Consider the following 24,571-nt stretch of genomic DNA (forward strand, 5'->3'; position numbering starts at 1 on the left):
TTAACGTCCCCTGATTGCGGAGCCCGTCTTCAGGCTCCTGGTTTTATCGCGGCCAATAAGCTGGCTGGCCATCACCAGACCCAGCGAAAGGAGTAAAAGAATGGTTGCCAGCGCGTTCACCTCCGGTGAGACGCCGACTTTCACCATTGAGTAGATCTTCAACGGTAGAATTTCATACCCAGGCCCGGTCACGAATGACGAGACAACGACGTCATCCATCGACAGGGTAAAGCTCAACAGCCAGCCGGCGGCGACGGCGGGCATCGCCAGCGGCAGAATGATTTTGCGCAGGATGGTGGTTTCGCTGGCACCCAGATCCTTTGCCGCCTCCAGCATCCGCACGTCAAAGCCCTTCAGGCGTGAGTAGACCGTCACGACCACAAACGGCAGGCAGAAGGTGATATGCGAGAAGAGCAGCGACCAGAAGCCTAGCTGGATGCCGAGCAGCATAAACAGCACCAGCAGTGAGATTGCCATCACGATGTCCGGGGACATCATCACCACGAACAGCATGCCGCTGACGAAAGGTTTGCCGCGAAAGCGGTAGCGGTAGAGCGCCACCGCGGTCAGGGAGCCAATCAGCGTAGCAAAGGTCGCCGACAGCACCGCCATAGTTAGCGAGTGCTGGGCTGCCTGCAGCAGGCTATCGTTGTTCATCAGCAGGCTATACCACTGAGTCGTAAAGCCCTGCCAGTTGATGCCAAAGCGCGCCTGGTTAAAGGAGTTAACGATCAAAATAACGATCGGGATATAGAGGTAAGCGTAAATAGCGGTCATAAAACCGCCGCGCAGCAGTCGACCCATCACTCCAGCTCCACCTTTTTGTTCAGCAGGCGCATCGCGCGCCAGTAGACCAGCAGCATCAGACCCATGACTACCGTCAGAGTGATGCTGGTCGCCGCCCCGAACGGCCAGTCGCGAATATTGAGGAACTGGCTCTTGATCACGTTACCGATAAGCAGGTTTTTTGCGCCGCCCATGAGATCCGAGACATAGAACAGCCCCATTGCCGGGAGCATCACCAGCAGGCAGCCCGCGATAATGCCCGGCATAGTCAGCGGCAGGATGATGCGGATAAAAGTTTGCAGCTTGCTCGCCCCCAGATCCCGCGCCGCCTCCAGCAGCGGCTTATCCAGCTTCTCGATGCTGGAGTAGAGCGGCATCACCATAAAGGGCAGCAGAATATAGACCAGACCAATGATGACCGCGCTGGGGGTAAACATAATCCGCAGCGGGGTATCAATGATCCCCAGCTCAAGCAGGAACGCATTGAGGTAGCCCTTGGTGCTCAGAAACAGCTTCAGGCCATAGATGCGGATCAGGGAGTTGGTCCAGAACGGCACGATCAGCAGAAAAAGCAGCAGCGGACGCACCTTCTGCGGCAGCTTCGCCAAAAACCAGGCGAAGGGATAGCCCAGCGCCAGACAGGCGAGGGTGGCCATCAGCGCCATATTGAGGGAGTGCAGCAGCACGTCAAAATAGAGCGGATCGAGCAGGCGTGTGTAGTTGTCCAGCGTAAAGACCAGCTTAACGAAGGAGACGTCGTCGCGGGTCAAAAAGCTGGTGACCACGATCATCAGGTTGGGCAGAAAGACAAACAGCACAAGCCAACCGACGATAGTGGCAATCACCACGTTCTGGAATTTACTTGTGCTCTTCATCAGCCAGTACGACCTCCCAGCTCTCTACCCAGTTGATCGCCATCTTCTGATCCAGCGAGTGGTCGAAATCGGGATCGTCTTCGTTAAAGAACTCGCTGACCATCACAATCTTGCCGTTTTCCAGCTCGACTACCGACTCCAGGGTCATACCCTTGTAGTTACGCTCGCGTACGTAGCCAATCAGCCCTTCGATCTCATTGTCGTCGTTAATCTCATCGACGCGCAGATCTTCCGGGCGCAGCAGCACGTTCAGTTTTTGGCCTGGCGTGACGGCGAAATTGACGTAGATATTGCACTCGCGGCCCTCGACGCTGGCCCGTACGCGCTGCGCATCAATACGCTCGATCACCGTCGCGTTGAAGATATTGATCTCGCCGATAAAGCTGGCGACGAAGAGGTTTTTCGGCTCCTCGTAGATCTCACGCGGGGTGCCGTCCTGCTCGATTTTGCCATTTTGCATCACCACGATACGATCGGACATGGTCAGCGCCTCCTCCTGATCGTGAGTGACGAAGACAAAGGTAATGCCGAGCTTGCGCTGTAGCGCCTTCAGCTCGTTCTGCATCTGCTTGCGCAGCTTGTAATCGAGCGCTGAGAGGGACTCGTCCAGCAGCAGCATGCGCGGCTTGTTAACCACCGCCCGGGCGATAGCAACGCGCTGCTGCTGGCCGCCGGAGAGCTGGTGCGGCTTACGGTGGGCAAACTCCTCCAGCTGCACCATACGCAGGGCATCGGTAACGCGAGGGGTAATCTGATCCGCCGGGGTTTTCTGCATCCGCAGGCCAAAGGCAACGTTTTCGAACACTGTCATGTGCGGGAAAAGGGCGTAGCTTTGAAAGACGGTATTAACATGGCGATGCTCTGCCGGAACGTTCGTTATATCATCGCTATCGAGGGTGATATGGCCGGTATCAACACTCTCCAGGCCTGCAATCAGGCGCAGGACGGTAGTTTTACCGCAGCCAGAGGGGCCAAGCAGCGTCAGGAATTCGCCGTTGTTGATGGTCAGGTTAAGATCGGAGATAACGGTTTTCCCATCAAAACTTTTTCGAATTCCCGCCATTTGTACCAGCGGTGAAAGCGAACGTGATTGTGTATTCAATTTTTGACTCTGTCCCGTGTAGACGCAGCGGATGGCTTACCGGTGCGGGGTTTGTGAGTAACCACCTTGGGTTTTGGCACATTAATAAGGCCTGGCATTCTACGGCAAACCACTGAAATCGCCAAACCTTGTTCTTATTTCTTACCCATCCAGGCCGTTTCTCAGCCACTATTAAGGGTGTAATAAAATACAGGGTTTACAAGTTAAAAGTGACCTGACGCAATACATATCCTGTCGCGCTTCTTGATAATGACGTGACAAAAAGTGAGGGTGGACGCATGGAAAAATTACTTGAGCGTTTTTTGCACTATGTTTCGTTAGATACGCAGTCGAAACCGGGCGTCAGACAGGTTCCAAGCACAGAGGGACAGTGGAAGCTATTAGAGCTGCTTCGCGATCAGCTTAATGAGATGGGCCTCACCAACGTGACGCTGAGTGATAAAGGCACGGTGATGGCAACGCTGCCGGCTAACGTGGAGGGCAATATCCCCACTATTGGGTTCATCTCCCACGTCGATACCTCCCCGGACTTCAACGGCAAGAACGTCAATCCGCAGATTGTCGAGAACTACCGCGGGGGCGATATTGCCCTTGGCGTAGGGGATGAGATCCTCTCTCCGGTGATGTTCCCGGTGCTGCATCAGCTGCTGGGGCAGACGCTGATCACCACCGATGGCAAAACCCTGCTTGGCGCGGACGATAAGGCTGGCGTGGCGGAGATCATGACCGCGCTCTCGGTACTGATTAAGCAGAACGTGCCCCACGGCGAGATCCGCGTGGCCTTTACCCCTGATGAAGAGGTAGGAAAAGGGGCGAAGCACTTCGACGTCCCGGCGTTTGGCGCACAGTGGGCCTATACCGTGGACGGCGGGGGCGTGGGCGAGCTGGAGTTTGAGAACTTTAACGCCGCCTCGGTGACCATTAAAATCGTCGGCAACAACGTGCACCCCGGCACGGCGAAAGGGGTAATGGTTAATGCCCTGACCCTCGCGACACGTATTCACTCCCTGGTGCCGGCCGATGAGAGCCCCGAGACCACCGAGGGTTACGAAGGTTTTTATCACCTTGCCAGCATCAAAGGGGCGGTGGATCGCGCAGAGATGCACTACATCATTCGTGATTTCGATCGTAAAAACTTTGAGGCGCGTAAGCGCAAGATCATGGAGATCGCTAAAAAGGTCGGCAAGGGACTCCATCCAGACTGCTATATCGAGCTGGTGATTGAGGACAGCTACTACAATATGCACGAGAAGGTGGTGGAGCATCCGCATATTATTGATATCGCCCAGCAGGCAATGCGCGACTGCGATATTGAACCACAGCTCAAGCCGATTCGCGGCGGGACCGATGGCGCACAGCTCTCCTTTATGGGCCTGCCATGTCCGAATATCTTTACCGGCGGCTATAACTACCACGGCAAACATGAGTTCGTCACTCTGGAAGGGATGGAGAAAGCGGTGCGCGTGATTGTGCGGATTGCGGAGCTGACCGCAAAACGGGGTTGATGGCGCTTGTCACACTATCGTCGTCATTACGTTCCCGGCGGAAGCTGGTTTTTCACCGTTAACCTGCGCAACCGTTATAGCGATCTGCTGGTCAGGTACATTGATGCATTGCGCCTGGCAACGGCGCAGGTAAAGCGCCGTAAGCCATTTATCATTAACGGCTGGGTTGTACTGCCTGAGCATATGCACTGTATCTGGACGCTACCGGAAGGTGACAGCGACTATTCAGGTCGCTGGCGCGATATCAAAAAGCTCTTCACCCGGACGCTGCAAACGGCAGGCATATGGCAACCCCGATTTTGGGAGCATACCCTACGCAATGAAGAGGATTACCGGCGGCATATGGATTACATCTATATCAATCCGGTAAAGCATGGTTGGGTTAAGCGAGTGCAGGATTGGCCCTATTCAACCTTCCATCGTGATGTTCAAAACGGTTTGTATCCGCTGGAGTGGGCAGGGGGTTATACCGATTTCACCGCCGGAGAGCGGCGCTAACGCCGGGCGGCACTGCGTTTGCCCGGCCTACGGGGTAAGGCTGCTGCGGTGATTTTGTAGGCCCGGCAAGCGGCGCGCCGCCGGGCGTTATCGAGAGTTAATCCTCGAAGAACCAGTAGCCGCTGTTAACCAGCGCGGCGAGCATGGCGAGGAACGACGGGTCGTCCAGCGCGTCGCCAAGGGTATCGGCAGTCACCACGATGTGATTTGCCAGCGCGACGAGGGCCGGGCGGTGCGGGGAGTCGACCTTCTCACCGTTAACAAATATCTCTTCGCCAACGCGCAGCACCCGCAGGCCACCGAGACGCACCAGCTTGTCACCCTGCTGCAGCGCATCGTAGATCTCATCCGGCTGGTAAGGCGGCTCCGGCGGCGAGACGTCCAGCTCATGACGCGACTGGGAGATAAACTCGCCGAACCACTGCTGGAACTGCGCCGGCTGATTAATCAGCTCAAGCATCATTCCGCGCAGCTTATCCAGCTCCTGAGGCAGGATATCCGCCGGATGCTCCCGCGACGGCACGTCCGGATCGCTATAGCGGTGGCTGCCCAGCTCGCGCTGCAGAACATAGTCTGCAAAGCCGCTGATCATCTCCCGACCACTTGGCGCACGGAAACCCACCGAGTAGTTCATTGAGTTTTCAAGGGAGTAGCCCTCGTGCGGGAAGGCAGGGGGGATATAGAGAATATCGCCCGGCTCCAGCTCTTCATCAATGATCGCCTCGAAAGGATCGACCTGCAGCAGATCCGGGTGCGGGCAGTGCTGCTTCATCGGCACCTTATCGCCCACCCGCCAGCGGCGGCGGCCGGTACCCTGAATAATAAACACATCGTACTGATCGAGATGCGGACCCACGCCGCCGCCCGGTACGGAGAAGGAGATCATCAGATCGTCAATACGCCAGTCCGGCAGCGCCCGGAAGGGACGCATCAGGGCAGCACTCTGCTCGTGCCAGTGATCCACCGCCTGCACCAGCAGCGACCAGTTGGTTTCACCCAGGTGATCGTAGCTCTCAAAGGGGCCGTGGCTGACGTTCCATTTACCATCCTGATGACTGACCAGGCGGCTATCGACTTCGCTCTCCATCGCCAGCCCGGCCAGCTCATCCGGCGAGAGGGGATCGATAAAGTTAGCTATGCCTCGCTTCAGCACTACCGGACGTTTTTGCCAGTAACGCTGAATAAAATCGGGCCAGTCGAGTGTTAATTGATATTCCATATAAGTTTCCTGGTCTTGTGTCTGACTCGGATTATAACGGATGGCGGCCTGGCTGGATGCTTAATTCGTTAATTATCCCCGGCGCTCTCCTGCTGGCGGGCAAAAATAGCCTCCATCCTCGCGCCGCCGAGGGGACTCTCTCCGGCAACAATCTCTCCGCCGTACTGCTCCACAATCTCCCGGGCAACGGCTAAGCCTACCCCCTGGCCGGGACGCAGCGTATCGGCCCGCTGCCCGCGGTCGAAAATGGTCTCTCGCAGGCTAACGGGAATACCGGGGCCGTCATCGTCAACGATAATATGCAGTCGATCGTCAGACTGCCGGGCGGAGACCTCAACAAACTCCAGGCAGTATTTGCAGGCGTTGTCCAGCAGGTTACCCATCACCTCCATCAGATCGTTTTTCTCGCCAACAAAGCTAATTTCCGGGGAAATGTCGAGGGTGATGGCGACCCCTTTACGCTGGTAAACCTTATTCAGCGCCGAGGTGAGGCTATCCAGCAGTGCCGCGACCGGATGCAGTTCGCGGCTGAGCATGATGCTGCCGCCGCGCATGCTGGCCCGATGCAGATAGTAGCCAATCTGCTGGGAGATGCGGCTGATCTGCTCCAGCATCACCGGCTCGGCGTCGCTCACGCTTAACCTATTGCTGCGCAGCGAGCGCAGTGTACTTTGCAGCACCGCCAGCGGGGTTTTCAGGCTGTGGGTGAGATCGGTGAGGGTGGTGCGATACTTGTCGTAGCGCTCACGTTCGCTTTTTACCAGGCGATTGAGGTTACGCACCAGGCTGACCAGCTCGCGGGAGGTCTCAGGATTCAAATGCTCGCGGTGGTGATCCTCCAGCTCGCGTACCTCTCTGGCCAGCGCTTCGATAGGACGCAGGCTCCAGCGCGCCGCCACCCACAGCAGGGGAATAACCAGCAGCAGGTTAGCCATCACCACGTAGATAAACCAGTTCCATACCTGATGCGCCTGCTTAAGCTCATCGGGCACGGTATCGATCACCACGATAGTTATCGGCGGCATATGCGCCGTCGCTGGGAAGTAGTTAACCGCTACCGAGTGGGTGGTTTCGCTATCGCTGTCGTCGGCCCGCAGGTCGCTAAGTGCTTTCTGCGCCGATGCATCGCCGCTGATCAGGGCGCTGGTGGCGTCGGCGTCGGCCTCTATCTCATGGAAGCCATCACTTTTCAGCCACTCGGGGCGGATACGCTGTACCAGCCACGGCACGCTGCGCTGGGACCACAGCAGGTGCCCCTGCTGGTCATAGATCAGCGCCACGGTGGGGCCTTGCAGGTTCAGGTTTTCAGGCAGCTCAATGCTGAAGCGCTGGTTTTCCCACTTAGAGAGGGTATAGAAGAGGTTGCTCTCGCCGCGCAGCAGGCGAAAGGTGGTCTTGTCGAAGCTGACGTTGTAGCCCACCAGCGCCACCATGCCATAGGAGAGGGAGAGCACCAGCACCACCGCGGCGGTGGCAAGCAGGAAGCGGACCCGCAGGGAGAGCGGCAGCAGGTGCCGCCGAAGCCTCTTCATGAATGCAGTTCGAACAGGTAGCCCTGGCCGCGCACGGTAGTGATCACTTCATGGGCATACTGGGCCTGGATCTTTTTCCGCAGGCGACCCATTAACACATCGATGGTATGGCTCTCCCGCAGCTCCGCATCTGGATAGAGCTGTAGCATCAGGGCATCTTTGCTGACCACCTTGCCGCTGTTGCGGATCAGCGTCTCCATGATGGTGTACTCGAAGGCGGTCAGCTTGATCACTTCGTCGTTGATGGACAGCTCCCGGCGCGAAAGATCGACCTGGAACGGAGGCATAGAGATAACCTGCGAGGCGTGTCCGCCGTTGCGGCGCATCAGAGCCTGCATGCGGGCGGCCACCTCTTCGATATGAAACGGCTTGGTGACGTAATCATCGGCTCCGGCGCTCAGCACTTCGACCTTGTCCTGCCACCCTTCGCGGGCGGTCAGCACCAGCACGGGAAGGACGACATCATGGCTGCGCCAGCGACGGATCAGCGACAGGCCATCCTCATCCGGCAGGCCGAGATCGACAATGGCGATGTCAGGAAGGTGTTCATTTAAGTAGTAATCCGCTTCCTTTGCATCTTCGGCGGCGTCGACCTGATGCCCAAGCTCCTGAAGCTGTACTTTCAGGTGGTGGCGCAGCAAAGGGTTATCCTCTACGACGAGTACGCGCATGGTCCGAACTCCCATAAATTCTTGTTGTAAATAGTTTAACGCGAATTAGAGATTATGAGGCGATCGGAATCAACAGAGAGTAAACCAGTGGGGAAGCAGCCCGCTCGCTAATATGAGCGGGCTAAAAGGCGGGAGATTATTTCAGCTCATCAACCATAGTGATGGCCCGGCCAATATAGTTGGCAGGGGTCATCGCTTTGAGGCGAGTTTTCTCCTCCTCTGGCAGCGCCAGACTATCGATAAACTGCTTCATGCCTTCAGCGTCGACGCGCTTGCCGCGGGTCAGCTCTTTCAGCTTCTCGTACGGCTTTTCGATACCGTAGCGGCGCATCACCGTCTGGATCGGCTCGGCCAGCACTTCCCAGTTGTGATCCAGCTCGTCGAGCAGGCGATCGCGGTTCACTTCCAGCTTGCTCACGCCTTTCAGGGTGGACTGATAGGCGATCAGCGCGTAGCCGATACCCACGCCGAGGTTACGCAGCACCGTAGAGTCGGTGAGATCGCGCTGCCAGCGGGAGACCGGCAGCTTAGCCGCCAGGTGCTGCAGCACCGCGTTGGAGAGACCCAGGTTGCCTTCGGAGTTTTCGAAGTCGATGGGGTTAACCTTGTGCGGCATGGTTGAGGAGCCGATTTCACCGGCGATCGTCTTCTGCTTAAAGTGGTTCAGGGCGATGTAGCCCCAGACGTCGCGGTCAAAGTCGATCAGAATGGTGTTGAAGCGTGCCATGCAGTCGAACAGCTCGGCGATATAGTCGTGCGGCTCGATCTGAGTGGTGTAGGGGTTCCACTGGATGCCAAGGGAGGTGACAAACTCCTCGCTGAACTGGTGCCAGTCCACTTCCGGGTAGGCCGCGATGTGGGCGTTATAGTTACCTACCGCGCCGTTGATTTTGCCGAGGATCTCAACCTGAGCAAGCTGGCGGAACTGACGCTCCATGCGGTAGGCCACGTTAGCCATCTCTTTGCCCATCGTTGACGGCGTGGCCGGCTGGCCGTGGGTACGGGAGAGCAGCGGGATATCGCGATACTGCACCGCCAAATCTTTTACCGCATCGATAATCTTGCGCCAGTAGGGCAGAACCACCTCTTCCCGAGCGGTATGCAGCATCAGGGCGTGAGAGAGGTTGTTAATATCTTCCGACGTGCAGGCAAAGTGGATGAACTCAGAGACCGCATGCAGAGCCGGAACGTCGGCTACTTTCTCTTTCAGAAAATATTCGACCGCTTTCACATCGTGGTTGGTGGTGCGCTCAATAGTTTTAATGCGCGCGGCGTCTTCTTCGCTGAATTCCGCGACAATCTTATCGAGGTAACCGTTTGCGTCGGCAGCAAAAGCAGGAACTTCCTTGATAGCTGCATGTGCCGCCAGCTTTTGCAGCCAGCGTACTTCTACCTGAACACGAAACTTCAGCAGGCCGTATTCGCTGAAGATCTCGCGCAGCGCGCTGACTTTATCGCCGTAGCGTCCATCGACAGGGGAAACGGCGGTCAGTGAGGATAATTCCATAAGACAAAACTCCGGGACGTTAACAATGGGCAAGAATTTGTTTCGCCTGCGTAGACAGACGATTACGGGAAAACATCAGCTGCAGACGACCACCGCCCACCTGATGCCAGAGCACGGCGGCGCGGATCCCAGCGAGCAGCGAGGCGCGGACTTTAGCCTGCACCTGGGCGCTTTGCAGCACCGCCGGGGTGCCGGTGACCTGAATACGCGGGCCGAGAGGACTAATCACATCGACGTAGATGGCAGCCATCGCACTTAACAGGGGATCGGAGTGCAGATCGAAGTGTTCGAGCTGGCGCGAAAGCCCGGCGATGCGGCTGCCAAGGTTGTCCATTGCGCCTTTACTTGCGGCGAGCTTACGCTCCAGTACCATCAGGCTCAAGGTGTAGCGCGTCAGTTCGGCGTTCAGCCCCTCGCGGCTGCTGGCGTTAAGCACGCCCAGCAGGGTTTCGAGACCCATGCGCAGGTTCGCTTCGCTACCGCCAAACACGGCCAGAGTTGAGTCCGGATTTTGGTCAATAACGCTGTTCAGCGAGACATGCAGCGCGTCGGAATCACAGGTTCCCTGGTGCGCCAGCTGCTGCACCAGACGGGCCGACTGGCAGATCCCTGCCAGCGCGATGGTGATATCGTAATAGTTCTTCGCCACACTCACTCCTTGTATCCCCGTCGCCTTACGCGCCACGGGGAGAATGCTCTACGTTAAACCGGCAGCGGCAGACGCTGCTCAATGATGCCGCCGCCCAGGCAAACCTCACCGCTGTAGAAGACAGCGGACTGGCCCGGCGTAACGGCAGCTACCGGCTCGTCAAAACGGACCTCGATACGATCGTTGTCCAGCGCGGTGACGGTGCAGGGGATATCCGTCTGACGATAGCGTGTTTTTACCGTGCAGCGCAGCGTGCCGGTAAAGGTTTCGCGGTCGACCCAGTGCAGCTGCTGGGCAATCAGGCCCACCGACATCAGGCGCGGGTGATCGTGACCCTGGGCGACGATCAGCACGTTGTTTTCAACGTCTTTATCGACCACGTACCACGGATCTTCGCTGCCCTCTTTGGTGCCGCCGATGCCGAGGCCTTTACGCTGGCCGAGGGTGTGGTACATCAGCCCCTGGTGCTCGCCAATCTCGTCCCCGTCAACGGTGATGATTTTACCCGGCTGGGCAGGCAGGTAGCGCCCCAGGAACTCGCGGAACTTGCGCTCGCCGATGAAGCAGATCCCAGTGGAGTCTTTCTTCTTGGCGGTGATCAGACCCAGCTCTTCAGCAATTTTACGCACCTCGGGCTTCTCCAGCTCGCCGACCGGGAAGAGGCTCTGGGCGATCTGCTCGTGGCCAAGGGTATAGAGGAAGTAGCTCTGATCTTTGTTGCCGTCCAGCCCCCGCAGCAGGCGACTTTTGCCGTCAACGTCCGCCCGGCGCACGTAGTGGCCGGTGGCGATGTAGTCCGCGCCGAGATCTTCGGCGGCGAACTCGAGGAAGGCTTTGAATTTGATCTCTTTGTTGCAGAGGATATCCGGGTTTGGCGTGCGTCCGGCCTTGTACTCTTCGAGGAAGTGCTCAAAGACGTTATCCCAGTACTCTGCAGCAAAGTTAACGGTGTGCAGCTCAATGCCGAGCTTGTCGCACACCGCTTGCGCATCGGCAAGGTCGGCGGCGGCGGTGCAGTATTCCTCGCCGTCATCCTCTTCCCAGTTCTTCATGAACAGGCCTTCCACCTTATAGCCCTGCTGTTGCAGCAGGTAGGCAGAGACGGAAGAGTCGACACCGCCGGACATCCCGACGATCACTTTTTTTGGGCTTTCAGACATAGAATACTCGCGACATTAAACTTCAAGGCGGCGTATTCTATCACGCAAGCGCGCCTCAGGCATCACTTGTAAAAGGCCAGTTAAATTCGCCGATCAGCGCCAGCGGATAGCGCTCTCCGCTCTGATAGCAGCGGATACTCTCCGCCACCAGCGGCGAGCGTAGGTTGGAGGCGGTTAAAATCTCATCGGCGCTGACCCACAGGCAGCGATCGATATCGCCATCGTTAGGCCAGGTAGCGCACGTTTCGTTAAGCTCAATGGCAAACAGAAAGCGCAGGAAGGGGGTGTTATCCGGGGCAATCCACTGGTGCATGCGGATAAAGTGCTGGGGTACCGCATCAATACCGGTCTCTTCCCACAGCTCGCGTGCGGCGGCCTGCACCAGGGTTTCATTTGCCTCAAGATGTCCGGCAGGCTGGTTCCAGAGCGCCTTGTCGTTAATGGTCTCTTCAACAACCAGAAACTTGCCCTGGGCATGCACTACGCAGGCAACGGTAACGTGCGGTTTAAACATACTTTCATCCTTATTCAGCAACATCTCGCCACTCACCGTTAGCGAGATTTTCCAGCGTGTAATTCCCCATAGCGTAACGGATTAGACGCAGCGTGGGAAAACCAACGTGCGCGGTCATGCGTCTGACCTGGCGGTTACGCCCCTCATAGAGGGTAATTTTCAGCCAGGCGGTAGGAATGGATTTCCGCTCGCGGATCGGCGGATTGCGTGGCCATAGCCACTCAGGCTCGCTGACCAGCTCGACGCCGGCGGGTAGAGTAGGACCATCGTTGAGCGTCACCCCATTACGCAGCGCCGCCAGCGCCTCCTCGCCGGGTTCACCCTCGACCTGAACGTAGTAGATCTTTCCGGTGCGCTTGCCCGGCTGCGTCAGCCGCGCCTGCAGTGCGCCATCGTTGGTCAGAACCAGCAGCCCTTCGCTGTCACGATCCAGACGGCCTGCGGCATAAACGTCGGCGACGGGGATAAAATCTTTCAGCGTGCTGCGTCCAGCTTCGTCGGTAAACTGCGGCAAGACATCGTAGGGTTTATTGAACAAAATCACCCGCTTTGGGTGGTTTTTGCCGTGACGTTGAGTGGGTTGTTGTGAGCTGAATCGCTTAACCCGGTGATCTGTAAAAGAAGTTTTGCGCATGGTATTTTCAGATGTTAGCAATTGCCGCATTATAGCGGAATAACTTGCGCCTTTCATGCCAGCCGACAATCAGTTAGTATTGACAGGCCCATTACAATTTATTAACAAAACAGCAGAACGAAAACACGCTCGAACTCGAAGGAGAGGTGAATGGAAAGCAAAGTAGTTGTTCCGGCGGAAGGTAGTAAGATCACCCTGCAAGACGGCAAGCTGAACGTGCCTAACAATCCGATCATCCCGTTTATCGAAGGTGATGGTATCGGTGTGGACGTGACGCCGCCGATGATCAAGGTGGTCGATGCCGCTGTGCAAAAGGCCTACAACGGTGAGCGTAAAATTTCCTGGATGGAAATTTATACCGGTGAGAAATCGACCCAGGTGTATGGCCAGGACGTCTGGCTGCCGACCGAGACCCTGGATCTGATCCGTGAGTATCGTGTAGCAATCAAAGGTCCGTTGACTACCCCAGTCGGCGGCGGTATTCGTTCCCTGAACGTCGCCCTGCGCCAGGAGCTGGACCTGTATGTCTGCCTGCGCCCGGTACGTTACTACCAGGGTACGCCAAGCCCGGTTAAACACCCGGAGCTGACTGACATGGTGATCTTCCGTGAAAACTCCGAAGATATCTATGCCGGTATTGAGTGGAAAGCCGACAGCGCTGACGCTGAGAAAGTGATCAAATTCCTGCGCGAAGAGATGGGCGTGAAGAAAATTCGCTTCCCGGAACATTGCGGTATCGGCATCAAGCCGTGCTCGGAAGAGGGTACCAAACGTCTGGTGCGCGCGGCCATTGAGTATGCGATCACCAACGATCGTGACTCCGTGACCCTGGTGCACAAAGGCAACATCATGAAGTTCACCGAAGGCGCATTCAAAGACTGGGGCTACCAGCTGGCACAGGAAGAGTTCGGCGGTGAGCTGATCGACGGCGGCCCGTGGCAGAAGATCAAAAACCCGAACACCGGCAAAGAGATCATCATTAAAGATGTGATCGCTGATGCGTTCCTGCAGCAGATCCTGCTGCGCCCGGCTGAGTACGACGTGATTGCCTGTATGAACCTGAACGGTGACTACATCTCCGACGCCCTGGCAGCCCAGGTTGGCGGGATCGGTATCGCACCGGGTGCGAACATTGGCGACGAGTGCGCGCTGTTCGAAGCAACCCACGGTACTGCACCGAAATATGCAGGTCAGGACAAGGTCAACCCAGGCTCGATCATCCTCTCTGCTGAGATGATGCTCCGTCACATGGAGTGGTTCGAAGCCGCAGACCTGATCGTTAAAGGCATGGAAGGCGCGATTAACAACAAAACCGTGACCTATGACTTTGAACGTCTGATGGACGGCGCTAAGCTGCTGAAATGCTCAGAGTTTGGTGACGCGATTATCGCGAACATGTAATCAGCTACGCTGGTTAGCGAAAGACGGGAGCCAATGCGCTCCCGTTTTTTATGCTTAAAAATCCTTCAAAGCACCAGGCAGGACGCTGTGCTGGCGGAACCACGCTGCAAAAAAGCCGATAATAATGAGAAACTCGGCAAGATCGCCACCGTAATACATCCACTGCGCGGCCGCCTGAATCTCTGCAAGGCTGGCCTGGGTGCCCTGCGGATATCCATAGCCATACATGAGCTTACCGAGGATCGCGTGTGCGGCGGTGGCGAAGAAGATCACTGCCAGCCGTACGTGCCTGGATGGGCGATGGGGAGCGGGATCCGGCCCGGCGACAGACCAGGTAAACAGGTAGCCGGAGAGAACAAAATGCACGTGTAGCAAAACAAACAGCACGGGATCGCTCATGCTCAACGTATAAAAAGGCGTGAGATAGAGCAGATACATGCCGCCTATATCCAGAAACGCAGCGGTGACCGGGTGGATCAAAAAACGTATCGGGCGGGCGCGGAGAAAATTCATGATGCCGCGTGCCGTTCGGGCTGAAACGCTGCGTAGCAAAAGCGAACCCGGCGCGCCAAATACCAGCCCAAGAGGCCCAAACATCCCTAAAAACAGATGCTGCAGCATATGGCCGCGCAGATCGTGATGGGCCCAGCTTGCCAGGGGCGGCAGCATAGAGGTCACAATCAATACGGTTCCGACGGTAAAGCTGACGATGCGCCAGCTACGCCAGCGAGCAGTACGGCGTATCCGCAAGGCGGCGAACAGATAAAAGCAGAGCAGCACCACAGGAACGATGACCAGAAGAATGAACAGCGCGGCTGAAGGTGCGGCTTCTGGATGATGCATCATCGGCTCCACGACTTAACCCCTTGCCGTACGGCGCGCGCGGCGAAATAGCAGATAGCCTACCAGCAACAGCAGCAGGGCAATTCCGTTCCAGATAACATCGTAGAGCAGAACGTTTTCAACGTAGCGGATCTGGTGCAGCCTGAGCAGCTTATGATCGACAATCCCGTCAAACAGCTGAAAGCCACCCATTCCTACCACGAACCCCGCCCATGCTGCCGTTCGGTTAAGCGCGCCGCGACGGTAGAGCCTGGAAAACATAAAGAAGCCAAGCACAAAGAAAATCAGCTCAGCGGAGTGCAGCAATCCATCCGACAGCAGGCTAAACGCCGGAGTGCCCCAGTCAAAGAAGTGATGCCAGGCGAGAAGCTGGTGGAATACTACTTCATCAATCGCCGCCATCATACCGATGCCAAGCGGAACAGTGGCTGTTAGAGATCGTTTTAGGTCGGACTGACGAGAAGACGTTAATGGCGGCATTGCGCTCTCCTGAGCAAGAGTAAAATTTTACTTAAAAAGCGTAGTTGAAAACAGCCGGGTTCCGGAGACATGTTGCAGGTAAAGGTGCTAATCTGCTGATTTGTTAAAGCTGTTTGATATTCAAAGGGAAATTATCCGCAATGGAGATTACGTTAGTAAGGCATGGCAAACCCGATTTAAAAAAGTCTGGCAGCGTGAGTGCGGCAGGCATGCGGGAGTGGGTATTGGCGTATGACGCGTCACGTATTTCTGGATCGCCAGCGCCGACGGTCAATGCAGCCTGTCAAAACAGTAAGCTCATCGTCAGCAGCCCGCTGCCTCGGGCAATTTCCTCCCTTGAGACGCTGGGCGTAAAGCCAGATTTCATTTTAAATGAGCTGAGTGAAGCTCCGCTGCCAATCTTCAACGTACCGACGATTAAGCTTTCGCCCTCGCTGTGGCTGGTGCTCTTCAGGCTTTTCTGGTTAGTGGGCGCGTCGTCGAACAGTGAGTCCTGCTCTGATGCGAAAAAGAGAGCGAAAAGCGTTGCGGATCGCCTGGCAGCCTTCGCCCATGAGCATAATCGGGTATTCAGCATGGGGCACGGGATAATGAACAAGCTGATAGCCAAAGAGCTCGAGCGTGCTGGTTGGACAAAAGTGACGGATGGGGAGTCAGGATACTGGGGGACGGTGAGATACTGCTATAAAAGGTAAACCAGATAAATCCTCTCTTGCAGCATCATAGCGTAAAGATTGCATAATGCGACAAAATGTCGCATATTGAACATGCGCACGCTTTGCGTAGGCATTTTCCATGCAAGGTGATTTAATCCGGGAGACAGGTGATATGGCCATAAGCATTCGTTTAGACGATGACTTCGTTAGCGACGTAAAGATTCATGCTGAAGCTGCAAACCGCAGCGTTCCCAGGCAAATTGAGCACTGGGCCAAAATAGGGCAGATTGCGGAGGATAACCCCGATCTTCCCTACAGCTTTATCAATGAAACCCTACTGGCGCAAAGCGAAATCAAAAACCAGAAGGTGACGCGATATGCCAGAAGGACAGGGCGTTCAAAAAAGTGATGTTTACCAGAGTCGCCGTTTCGAAAAGGCACTGGACAAACTGCCGACCTCGTTGCTGAGGGTGGTAGAGGATGAGATCGATAAAATCATTGATAACCCAGCTATAGGCGAGCAGAAGAGGGGAGATCTCAGCTTTCTCTGGGTTCATAAATTTCAGCTAAACAAACAGCAAGCGCTTCTGGGATACAGTTGGGTCAAGGATAAGCTGGAGCTCTACCTGCTAAGCATAGGTTCGCACGAAAATTTCTATCAAGATCAAAAAAATAACCGCAAAGTCGATCTAAAGCTTATCGGCTAATCAATAAAAAAACGGGAGCCAGTTGGCTCCCGTTTTCCATTACCTGCCTACAACCCGGTCTGAAACAGTATCAAAACCAGTTGTACTTAGAAGAGAGTGTCAGAAAGAGACCCGCTGCGGCTAACACATTCAGCAAGACTACCGTTCTGCTTGATACATTCATTGTTGCGTCCTTTCGGTTACGTGACGAGGAGTTTAAACCAATTCAATGAAGTAAAAACTACCAAAAATGGTGTATGCCGCAGGGCAACCATTTCACGAAAATTGCCGGGCATTTACAATGAAAGAAGTATAGACCGCGCTCGCCTGACGTAAAGTATGATTAGGCATCTTTTACATATTCATGGAGACACAGCTTGACCCTATATGACTCCCTGCTGGCATTTACGCTGGCTGCCGCGCTGCTTACCCTGACCCCAGGGCTGGATACCGCGCTGGTGTTGCGTACCGCCTCGGTTGAGAGCCGGGCACAGGCGTTTAAAGTTGCGCTGGGTATTAATGCCGGATGTTTTATCTGGGGAGCGATGGTGGCGTTTGGTCTGGGGGCACTTATCGCCGTCTCTGAGCTGGCCTATTCCATTTTGAAATACTGCGGCGCGGCTTACCTCTGCTGGCTGGGCGTGAATATGCTGCTAAGCCGCGGGGGTGGGTTAACCGCGGCGGCAGAGGGCGAGGCACCTAAGGCAAAGCAGAACGGGTTTATGAAGGGGCTGCTGGGTAATCTGCTAAACCCCAAAATGGGCGTTTTTTACGTCTCCTTTTTACCGCAGTTTATTCCCCACGGTCAGCCGTTGATCGTCTGGACCTTTGGTCTGGTGGCGATCCACGTTGTTCTGGGGCAGACTTGGTCAACGGTGCTGATTCTGGCCACGCGTCCGCTCGGCCGTTTCCTGAAACGCAGCGCGGTAATCCGCTGGATGGATCGCACCACCGGCACGCTGTTTATTCTCTTTGCCGCTAAGCTGGCGTTGAGTAAACGCTAAAAGGTTCCATGCCGCAGCAGACCGGGTAGCTTATCCACCGCGCTGCCCTTTGCCAGCCAGGCCGGAATTTCCGCTGCGGAAATCGGCCTGGAGAAGTAATACCCCTGCGCTTCATCGCAACCATACTCTTTTAACATCATGGCCGTTTGCCTGTCTTCAATTCCCTCGGCGAGCACCAGGTAGTTCAGATCCTTCAGCATCATAATGACGTTGCGGGCGATAATGCGGCTATCGGAGTCGGTGACAATCTGGCTGATAAGCGAACGATCAAGCTTAATGATGTCAAAAGGAATGCGTCGCAGATAGCTGATGTTGCTGTAGCCTGCGCCAAAATCATCCAGCAGGATCTTGAAGCCTCTCTTTTTCAGCTGACCCAGCTCGTACAGTGCTTCATCGCTCTCCAGCACCTTTTCGGTCTCCAGACATTCAATGCGCAGATCCGCTACGGTGAGTCCGGCACGAAGCACCTTCTTCTCCAGCTCGTCGGCAAAACCCTGCCGTGAGAAGTCACTCACCGTGACGTTAATTGAAATTGGCAGGCCAATCCCGGCTTTACGCCAGGCCTGAAGCTGGGCAATCACGGTTTTGATTACCCACTGGGTAATATCCGTCATCAGGCTGGTTTTCTCAGCAAGCTGAACAATGGTGGACGGAGGCACATTGCCCTGCACCGGATGATGCCAGCGAAGCAGCGCTTCACAGCCCTCGGTCAGACCGGTGTGCAGAGAAATTTTGGGCTGGTAGACCATATAAAGCTGATCTTTTGCTTTGATCGCCTCGCTAAGATCGTGCAGTAGCCGGAAGTGGTTATTACGTTTCTGATCGAGCAGAGGATCAAATGCCAGAACAGGAACTTGCTCGCGCATCGCCTCATGCAGAGCGCTGATGCCCTGGCGCAAAATTTCATGCGGATCGTTATCCTGCGGGATGAAGTTGACGTAGCCGGTATGGACCTTGAGCTGAATATCAATGTCGCCGCGGATCTGCGCTTCGATATCCGGCAGGGATCCGGCTTTTTGGATCAGCGTCTGGGCAAGTGCGGCCTCGACCAGGACGGCATAACGCCCAGGGGCAAAGGCAAACAGCGTCATCCGGGAGGGCAGCTTGAGGCGCAGGCGTAGCAGAGGTCCAAAACCGCGCAGCATCTTTTCAACTGCTGTCAGACCAAGATAGCGCGCCAGTTCATAGGCGCGGGGCATATCAATACAGTCAAAAAGGATCAGCGACCAGCGCTGCGCGTTGTTATCCTGCACCAGCTTCTCTATCTCTTGCAGAAGGAACTGGCGATTGGGCAGTCCGGTCAGGCCGTCGATGCGGCCCAGCGAGTACCAGGCCTCCAGATAGGTGCTGGCAAGGGCGGCAACGCGCAGGAAGTTTTCAATCTGCTCGTCGGTGGGTGCGACCGGCTGAGTATGGCTGACGCACAGCGTGCCCAGGACAAACCCCTCTTTTGTTTGCAGCGGCGCAGCGGCATAAAAGATAACCTGCCCTCTGATGACCAGAGAGTGATGAGCAAAACGACTGTCGGTGCGTGTATCGTGGCAGATAACCGGTTCGGCGCTGGCGACGGCATACTGGCACATCGTTTCTGGAATAGGGGATTTTATTTGCAGCCGGGAGATGTTCTTTACATATTTAATATATTGATACTGGTCGTCAAAAATGGTCACGAAGCATCCGCTGACGCCCATTATTTCGCTAGCCAGACTCGCAAATTCACCAAGAGCGGTATCACGCGCTTTATCGTGCTTGCGTAAGAGTGCAAGTGCCGCCAGTCTTTTAGTTTCGTTCTTGTTAAGTCCGCTGAACATGTTTGAGCTCCTGCCCAGATTACGATCTGAAACAGTAAAAATCTGAACCGACGTAATATTATTTGTAACACCAAATTAACATAGCATCCACGCGGTGATGCTTTTTAAAGCATAGCCGATGTCAACACGGTAAAAGCACGAGTGAAACAGGAGAAAGCGCAATAGAATATATCGTCAACCTTCAGAAAGCAGGCAGACGATATAAAGTACCAGGGGGAACGAAAGAGATTACCACCAGCCCAACTGCGTACCGGCAACGACAACGATCGCCACGATCAGCATAATAACTGTTGTTTTTTTCACGCCTTGCTCCTGAAAGATTGCTAAATAATGAATTAATCCAGAACAATAAAAGGGCTTTTATGCCGACTCTTCTTCTCCTGGTACATGGCAACATCGGCCATGCGCAGGGCAGTATCGGCGTCGGTCTGCGTTGGGTCAACTTCTACTATACCAATACTGGCACCGGGATAATAAATACGTATGTCCCCCAGAGTATAGTCACCGGTAATATGTCCACTCAGACGCGCCTTAAGCTCACTAAGATAGGCTTCGTCACTTTTTCCACGAGCGCTGCCTGGACAAGCAAGCATAAACTCATCGCCGCCCAGCCTGCCCGCGATGTCGTTACCGTCGCACTGCTGCAGGATCCGCTTACCTATCTGCACCAGGAAGAGATCGCCCACGTCATGGCCAAAGCTGTCATTTATCGACTTAAAGTTATCGAGATCGATAAAGGCGATAATTACCGGCACATCCAGATGGCGCGCCAGTGAGAAGAGGGTGGTGAGATTATCAAATATTGCCCGCCGGTTAGGCAGGCCGGTGAGCGCATCGGTGTAGGAGTGGGCAATCAGTGCCGCATTGGCCTCCCGCAGCTGCGCTACCAGCGACTCTTTCTGGATCGCCTGGGAAATCAGCCCGGCAAAGAGCTGCAGAACCTGGTTCGCTCGCACGCTCAGGGCATGCGTTTCGGCGCTGGCAGCACAAAGCGTACCGTACAGCGTCCCGTCGGCCAGATGGACAGGCGTGCTGAGATAGGTTTTGATGCCTAACGCGCGGGCCGGCCCACAGTCGCTCCAGTGCTCAGCAACATTGTTGCTGAAAAAGCACTCATCATCCAGGGCGCGCTTGCAGAGCGTATCACCCCACGGCACAGAGAGCCCTTCCGGGATATTCATCTGCTTGCTGTTCCGGGCATACAGAATATGCTGAAGGCGGGCGTCAATATCGATTTTGGTCAGGTAGGTTGACTCCATTTCGGTCACCAGCTCAAGCATCTCTAGCAGCTGGCGAACCAGGCTTTCTACAGATTGTTCACTTGCGAGGGTTTCCGAGACGCGAGCCAGAATAATATCTGACATGTCTATCTTTTACTCCGGTATAAAGGAAAAACCCCTTATACGTTATGGTGAATATTTGGACTATGCGTACAGTAAAACATGAAAAGCGGCGGATTCATATATCATGTTTTCCCATCGGCAGGAAAACATCAGCGGTTTTGATCGCAGGCATGAATTACTGTGGTGACAATGACATGTCTCTCAGAGTAAAATTTCGCTTAGGAATTATCCTAACCGCAAATTCTTTTTTCTGTGAACGAGAGAGCTATGTTTCAGTTAAAACCGGGCAGCCTGGCGATGGTTATTGGCGCACAAACGCCTGCTGGACGCCGCAATATTGGTAAATCCGTAGAGCTGTTTGCCCTGTGTCAGCCAGGAGACCGTTTTCTTAACCCGGTTAACGGCGTGATAACCGACATGCCGGTGACAGCCCCACGCGCCCTATGGCTGGTTACCGGCGATGTCGTGGCCTTTGACGGCCAGCAGGGATTCGCGTTCGTACGTGCTGAACACCTGATGCCGCTTCTGCCGGATCCCCAGCCGGAAGAGGTCGACGCTCGTGAGTGGTGCTAACCCGCAGCCCACCTATTTTAAGGTATTGTGATACCAGTAAAAGATCGGTAATCTGAGGCTCCTTATGTTATCCGTAATTTGCCCCTGACATAAGGACTCCTGCATGGAACACACTCCTTTGAAAAAAACGCTGCGTATCGCTCTCGTAGGCGACTATAACCCTGACGTTGTTGCGCACCAGGCTATCCCTCTGGCTATTGATGATGCCGCCGCCGTGCAGGAACTGATAGCTGACTATGACTGGTTGGCAACCGATGAGATCGCCAGCGCAGACGACCTGGTGGGCTATGATGCCATCTGGGTCGTACCGGCAAGCCCCTATAAAAATGCCCAGGGCGCCTTTACGGCAATTCGCTATGCCCGCGAGAACGGCGTGCCGTTTCTTGGCACCTGCGGCGGATTCCAGCATGCGCTAATCGAGTATGCGCGAAATGTAATGGGATGGGACGATGCAGCCCATGCAGAAACCGATAGCGAAGGACGCATGGTCGTCACGCCGCTGGCCTGTTCGCTGGTGGAGCAAACCGGCACCATTGAACTACGTCCCAATACGCTGATTTCCCGTGCCTACGGCAAAGATGCGATTGATGAGGGCTATCACTGTAACTATGGCGTAGCACCAGAGTTTGCCGCCGAGCTGGATAAGAGCGATCTTCGGGTCACCGGCTGGGATGAAGAGGGGGAAGTGCGCGCCGTTGAACTGGTCACGCACCCGTTTTTTGTTGCGACGCTGTTCCAACATGAGCGTGCTGCGCTGAGCGGGCGTCCTGCTCCGCTGGTCCATGCCCTGCTGCGCGTCGCCAGTAATTAATCTTCTGTAGCGCCACCTCTACCGGGCGTCGATCTCGCGATCGCGTCCGGCAAAGATGCCAAATACGGCCATCACCACCGACAGCAGGGCGCAGGCGATGAGCGGAATACGCCAGTCGCCGCTGGCGTCGTGGATCTTACCCATTAGCGGTGGACCAAACGCTGCCAGCAGGTACCCCACCGATTGCGCCATACCGGAGAGGGCCGCCGCCTGATGCGCCGAGCTGGCGCGCAGACCGATAAAGGTCAGACCGAGGATCATCGTCGCTCCCGAACCAAAACCAAAGATGACCGTCCACAGCACCGCGTGAGCGGGAACCAGCCACAGCCCGGCGGCGCTGACGGCGCACATCAGCGCCACCAGCGCGGCGATGCTGCGCTGATCGCGCAGGCGGTGCAGAATAAGCGGAATAGCAATACCCGGCGCGGCGGTTGCCAGCTGTAGCAATCCGTGGAGGGAACCCGCCTGAGTTTCGCTGTAGCCCAGGCTGAGCAGGATCGCCGGTAGCCAGCCGATAATCACATAGTAGATAAGCGAGTTGATGCCTAAGAAGAGCGTCACCTGCCAGGCCAGGGACGATCGCCAGATCCCGCGGTTTTGCAAAGTGCCCGCCTGGGTCAAACTGCTCGCCGCCCGACGGCCTGTCTGGGGTAGCCACAGCAGCAGGGCGAGGAGTGGGAAAGCCATCAGCATCAGCAGCGCCCCCCGCCAGCCAAACCCATGTAGCGCAAGAGGCACAACCAGCGCCGAACCCAGCGCCGCGGCTGCCCCCATCGTCAGCGAATAGGCGCCTGTAAGCTTCGCAACCTGGCGGGGAAAATCGCGCTTAATCAACCCGGGCAGCAGCACGTTGCCCAGCGCAATCCCACAGCCGATGGCCGCCGTACCGATAAACAGCAGCGTCGCAGACGGCAGCGAGCGCAGGGCAATACCTGCACAGATAAGGATCAACGCCGTGGCGAGGCTACGCTCTATGCCAAACCGGCGTGCGGCACCGGCCGCCAGCGGGGAGATAAGCGCAAAAGCCAACAGTGGCAGTGTCGTCAGCAGCCCGGTTTGCGCCGTGGTCAGGCCGTAGTCAGCGCGAATGGCATCCAGCAGCGGGGCGGCACCGGTAAAGGTGACGCGAAGGGTGGTGGCAATCATTAAGATCCCGGCAATCAGCAGCATTCCCTGTTTGCGGCCGGAGGAGGTCAGGCTAGTCATTGTTTTCTCAGGTTGAATACGTTGCTGACAGGATAACGCTTTTTCTCAGGGATGAAAGCAGCGGACCGTGCCTGAATATTTTCTGCTTATATAGCCACATTCTATTTATGGATTTAGAGAGTTTATGGCGAGCATGGGGCTTAGATAAGCACATTCTTTGGCTGCACTGTTTTTCATAACTTTTCTGGATATGTAATGCACTTTTTGATATTTGTCTGCCGCCGATGCTTATGTGAACGTAGCGCTTAATACTTATAACAAGGGATAACAGGGATTAAGCATGGCAACTCTTACACAGTCTAAAAAAGCCTGGACGCTCTCCGCGCTGGCACTCCTTTCAACGCTCTCTTTTGCCGCTCACGCCGACAAACTGGCCGATATTAAATCGGCTGGCGTAGTGAAAGTCGCAACCTTTGATGCTAACCCGCCGTTTGGCGCAGTCGATCCTAAAACTCATGACATCGTGGGCTATGACGTTGACTTCGCTAAAGCGCTGGCCAAAAGCCTCGGCGTGAAGCTGGAGCTGGTCGCCACCAACCCGGCGAACCGTATTCCGCTATTGCAGTCCGGCAAGGTTGACCTGATCGTTGCCGACATCACTATTACGCCGGAGCGTGCGCAGGTTATCGACTTCTCTACGCCGTACTTTGTTACAGGCCAGCAGTTCCTGGTGGCGGCAGACGGCGCGGATAAGCTGGACGCCTACAGCAAGTCACGTATCGGCGCGGTGAAAGGCACGACCGGCGAACAGGCGCTGCATCAGCGCTTCCCGCAGGCGCGCGTGCTGGCCTATGACGATATTCCGCTGGCCCTGACCGCGCTACGTAACGGTAACGTACAGGCGATCACTCAGGACAGCACCATTCTGGCTGGCCTGCTGGCAGAAGCGCCGGATAAAGCCAAGTTCAAAATTCTGCCGGATCTGCTCTCTAAAGAGGAGATTGGTGTGGGCGTACCTAAAGGTGAAACGGCGCTGCTGAACGCGGTGAACGACGAGCTGGTGAAGCTTGAGCAGAGTGGCGACGCGGCCAAAATCTACGATACCTGGTTTGGTCCGCAGACCAAAACGCCTCAGCCGCGCAGCTTTAAAATAGAAGCGAAGTAA

27 protein-coding genes are annotated in these 24,571 nt (G+C 55.7%); 10 read left to right on the forward strand and 17 right to left on the reverse strand.

Annotation, left to right across the window (positions count from 1 at the left end; all coding sequences use genetic code 11):
- The 3 genes from potC to potA are packed head-to-tail and all read right to left on the reverse strand — an operon-like array spanning position 1 to position 2,724.
- A complete protein-coding gene (gene potC / locus RTX96_RS08870; RefSeq protein WP_312269285.1) occupies positions 1-807 on the reverse strand; it encodes a spermidine/putrescine ABC transporter permease PotC in 807 nt (268 codons plus the stop codon).
- Complete coding sequence (gene potB / locus RTX96_RS08875) at positions 804-1,661, reverse strand: spermidine/putrescine ABC transporter permease PotB (protein ID WP_103821178.1); 858 nt, start codon at positions 1,659-1,661, stop codon at positions 804-806. The genes potC and potB overlap by 4 nt, the downstream gene beginning before the upstream one ends.
- On the reverse strand, positions 1,645-2,724 hold the full coding sequence (potA, locus tag RTX96_RS08880) for a spermidine/putrescine ABC transporter ATP-binding protein PotA (protein ID WP_286140712.1): 1,080 nt from the start codon (positions 2,722-2,724) through the stop codon (positions 1,645-1,647). The genes potB and potA overlap by 17 nt, the downstream gene beginning before the upstream one ends.
- A 317-nt stretch (positions 2,725-3,041) precedes the next feature.
- Between potA and pepT the strand changes: the two genes are divergently transcribed.
- Together pepT and RTX96_RS08890 are read left to right on the forward strand one after the other, a co-directional pair.
- Positions 3,042-4,268: a peptidase T gene (gene pepT / locus RTX96_RS08885; RefSeq protein ID WP_312670754.1), complete on the forward strand. Its 1,227-nt coding sequence runs from the start codon at positions 3,042-3,044 to the stop codon at positions 4,266-4,268.
- Positions 4,269-4,274: 6 nt separating this feature from the next.
- Positions 4,275-4,766, forward strand: a complete 492-nt coding sequence (locus RTX96_RS08890; protein ID WP_312670755.1) for an REP-associated tyrosine transposase — start codon at positions 4,275-4,277, stop codon at positions 4,764-4,766.
- 97 nt (positions 4,767-4,863) lie between these two features.
- Here RTX96_RS08890 and RTX96_RS08895 read toward each other — a convergent pair whose 3' ends face one another.
- The 8 genes from RTX96_RS08895 to rluE form a co-directional block, all read right to left on the reverse strand.
- The gene (locus RTX96_RS08895; protein ID WP_312670756.1) at positions 4,864-5,985 is read right to left on the reverse strand and encodes a cupin domain-containing protein; all 1,122 of its coding nucleotides are present in this window, start codon (positions 5,983-5,985) and stop codon (positions 4,864-4,866) included.
- A 68-nt stretch (positions 5,986-6,053) separates the two neighbouring features.
- Positions 6,054-7,517 carry a two-component system sensor histidine kinase PhoQ gene (phoQ, locus tag RTX96_RS08900; protein WP_312670757.1) on the reverse strand — a complete coding sequence of 488 codons (1,464 nt, stop codon included), beginning with the start codon at positions 7,515-7,517 and terminating at the stop codon, positions 6,054-6,056.
- The gene (gene phoP / locus RTX96_RS08905; protein ID WP_268108311.1) at positions 7,514-8,188 is read right to left on the reverse strand and encodes a two-component system response regulator PhoP; all 675 of its coding nucleotides are present in this window, start codon (positions 8,186-8,188) and stop codon (positions 7,514-7,516) included. The genes phoQ and phoP overlap by 4 nt, the downstream gene beginning before the upstream one ends.
- Positions 8,189-8,324: 136 nt before the next feature.
- Positions 8,325-9,695 carry an adenylosuccinate lyase gene (gene purB / locus RTX96_RS08910; RefSeq protein ID WP_103821171.1) on the reverse strand — a complete coding sequence of 457 codons (1,371 nt, stop codon included), beginning with the start codon at positions 9,693-9,695 and terminating at the stop codon, positions 8,325-8,327.
- Between the two features lie 19 nt (positions 9,696-9,714).
- On the reverse strand, positions 9,715-10,344 hold the full coding sequence (gene hflD / locus RTX96_RS08915) for a high frequency lysogenization protein HflD (protein ID WP_103821170.1): 630 nt from the start codon (positions 10,342-10,344) through the stop codon (positions 9,715-9,717).
- A gap of 53 nt (positions 10,345-10,397) precedes the next feature.
- A complete protein-coding gene (gene mnmA, locus RTX96_RS08920) occupies positions 10,398-11,504 on the reverse strand; it encodes a tRNA 2-thiouridine(34) synthase MnmA (RefSeq protein WP_103821169.1) in 1,107 nt (368 codons plus the stop codon).
- 55 nt (positions 11,505-11,559) lie between these two features.
- Positions 11,560-12,018: an NUDIX hydrolase gene (locus RTX96_RS08925; RefSeq protein ID WP_103821168.1), complete on the reverse strand. Its 459-nt coding sequence runs from the start codon at positions 12,016-12,018 to the stop codon at positions 11,560-11,562.
- A gap of 10 nt (positions 12,019-12,028) precedes the next feature.
- Positions 12,029-12,682 carry a 23S rRNA pseudouridine(2457) synthase RluE gene (gene rluE / locus RTX96_RS08930; RefSeq protein ID WP_312670758.1) on the reverse strand — a complete coding sequence of 218 codons (654 nt, stop codon included), beginning with the start codon at positions 12,680-12,682 and terminating at the stop codon, positions 12,029-12,031.
- Between the two features lie 120 nt (positions 12,683-12,802).
- Here rluE and icd point away from each other — a divergent pair, with 120 nt between their 5' ends.
- Positions 12,803-14,053 (forward strand): NADP-dependent isocitrate dehydrogenase, encoded by a 1,251-nt coding sequence (gene icd, locus RTX96_RS08935; protein ID WP_268108306.1) that lies wholly within the window; start codon positions 12,803-12,805, stop codon positions 14,051-14,053.
- A gap of 54 nt (positions 14,054-14,107) precedes the next feature.
- Here the strand turns inward: icd and RTX96_RS08940 are convergent, their stop codons facing one another.
- Positions 14,108-14,896 (reverse strand): cytochrome c oxidase assembly protein, encoded by a 789-nt coding sequence (locus tag RTX96_RS08940; protein ID WP_312670759.1) that lies wholly within the window; start codon positions 14,894-14,896, stop codon positions 14,108-14,110.
- A gap of 15 nt (positions 14,897-14,911) precedes the next feature.
- On the reverse strand, positions 14,912-15,376 hold the full coding sequence (locus RTX96_RS08945) for a DUF2243 domain-containing protein (RefSeq protein WP_312670760.1): 465 nt from the start codon (positions 15,374-15,376) through the stop codon (positions 14,912-14,914).
- A 140-nt stretch (positions 15,377-15,516) separates the two neighbouring features.
- Between RTX96_RS08945 and RTX96_RS08950 the strand changes: the two genes are divergently transcribed.
- The 3 genes from RTX96_RS08950 (at position 15,517) to RTX96_RS08960 (ending at position 16,739) form a co-directional block, all read left to right on the forward strand.
- Positions 15,517-16,071, forward strand: coding sequence for a histidine phosphatase family protein (locus RTX96_RS08950; RefSeq protein ID WP_312670761.1), 555 nt, complete (start codon positions 15,517-15,519; stop codon positions 16,069-16,071).
- A 133-nt stretch (positions 16,072-16,204) separates the two neighbouring features.
- Positions 16,205-16,441, forward strand: a complete 237-nt coding sequence (locus RTX96_RS08955) for a TA system antitoxin ParD family protein (protein WP_312670861.1) — start codon at positions 16,205-16,207, stop codon at positions 16,439-16,441.
- Complete coding sequence (locus tag RTX96_RS08960; RefSeq protein ID WP_312670762.1) at positions 16,410-16,739, forward strand: type II toxin-antitoxin system RelE/ParE family toxin; 330 nt, start codon at positions 16,410-16,412, stop codon at positions 16,737-16,739. Before RTX96_RS08955 ends, RTX96_RS08960 begins: the two co-directional genes overlap by 32 nt.
- Before the next feature lie 70 nt (positions 16,740-16,809).
- Here RTX96_RS08960 and yncL read toward each other — a convergent pair whose 3' ends face one another.
- Entirely contained in the window at positions 16,810-16,902 is a 93-nt protein-coding gene (gene yncL / locus RTX96_RS08965; protein WP_103821162.1) for a stress response membrane protein YncL, read from the reverse strand.
- A gap of 193 nt (positions 16,903-17,095) precedes the next feature.
- On the opposite strand from yncL, the gene RTX96_RS08970 reads away from it, so the two are divergent.
- Complete coding sequence (locus RTX96_RS08970) at positions 17,096-17,722, forward strand: LysE family translocator (RefSeq protein ID WP_312670763.1); 627 nt, start codon at positions 17,096-17,098, stop codon at positions 17,720-17,722.
- Here the strand turns inward: RTX96_RS08970 and RTX96_RS08975 are convergent.
- Both RTX96_RS08975 and RTX96_RS08980 read right to left on the reverse strand, forming a co-directional pair.
- Positions 17,719-19,533, reverse strand: coding sequence for a sensor domain-containing phosphodiesterase (locus RTX96_RS08975; RefSeq protein WP_312670764.1), 1,815 nt, complete (start codon positions 19,531-19,533; stop codon positions 17,719-17,721). The genes RTX96_RS08970 and RTX96_RS08975 overlap by 4 nt on opposite strands.
- Positions 19,534-19,868: 335 nt before the next feature.
- Positions 19,869-20,897, reverse strand: a complete 1,029-nt coding sequence (locus RTX96_RS08980) for a GGDEF domain-containing protein (RefSeq protein WP_103821159.1) — start codon at positions 20,895-20,897, stop codon at positions 19,869-19,871.
- 246 nt (positions 20,898-21,143) lie between these two features.
- Between RTX96_RS08980 and RTX96_RS08985 the strand changes: the two genes are divergently transcribed.
- Together RTX96_RS08985 and RTX96_RS08990 are read left to right on the forward strand one after the other, a co-directional pair.
- Positions 21,144-21,449, forward strand: coding sequence for a hypothetical protein (locus tag RTX96_RS08985; protein WP_312670765.1), 306 nt, complete (start codon positions 21,144-21,146; stop codon positions 21,447-21,449).
- 103 nt (positions 21,450-21,552) lie between these two features.
- Positions 21,553-22,260: a CTP synthase gene (locus RTX96_RS08990; RefSeq protein ID WP_103821157.1), complete on the forward strand. Its 708-nt coding sequence runs from the start codon at positions 21,553-21,555 to the stop codon at positions 22,258-22,260.
- An 18-nt stretch (positions 22,261-22,278) separates the two neighbouring features.
- On the opposite strand, the gene RTX96_RS08995 is transcribed toward RTX96_RS08990, so the two are convergent.
- On the reverse strand, positions 22,279-23,466 hold the full coding sequence (locus tag RTX96_RS08995) for a CynX/NimT family MFS transporter (protein ID WP_312670766.1): 1,188 nt from the start codon (positions 23,464-23,466) through the stop codon (positions 22,279-22,281).
- A 280-nt stretch (positions 23,467-23,746) separates the two neighbouring features.
- Between RTX96_RS08995 and RTX96_RS09000 the strand changes: the two genes are divergently transcribed.
- Positions 23,747-24,571 carry an ABC transporter substrate-binding protein gene (locus tag RTX96_RS09000; RefSeq protein WP_103821155.1) on the forward strand — a complete coding sequence of 275 codons (825 nt, stop codon included), beginning with the start codon at positions 23,747-23,749 and terminating at the stop codon, positions 24,569-24,571.

Source organism: Pseudescherichia sp. (assembly GCF_032052675.1).
Lineage (GTDB): Bacteria > Pseudomonadota > Gammaproteobacteria > Enterobacterales > Enterobacteriaceae > Pseudescherichia.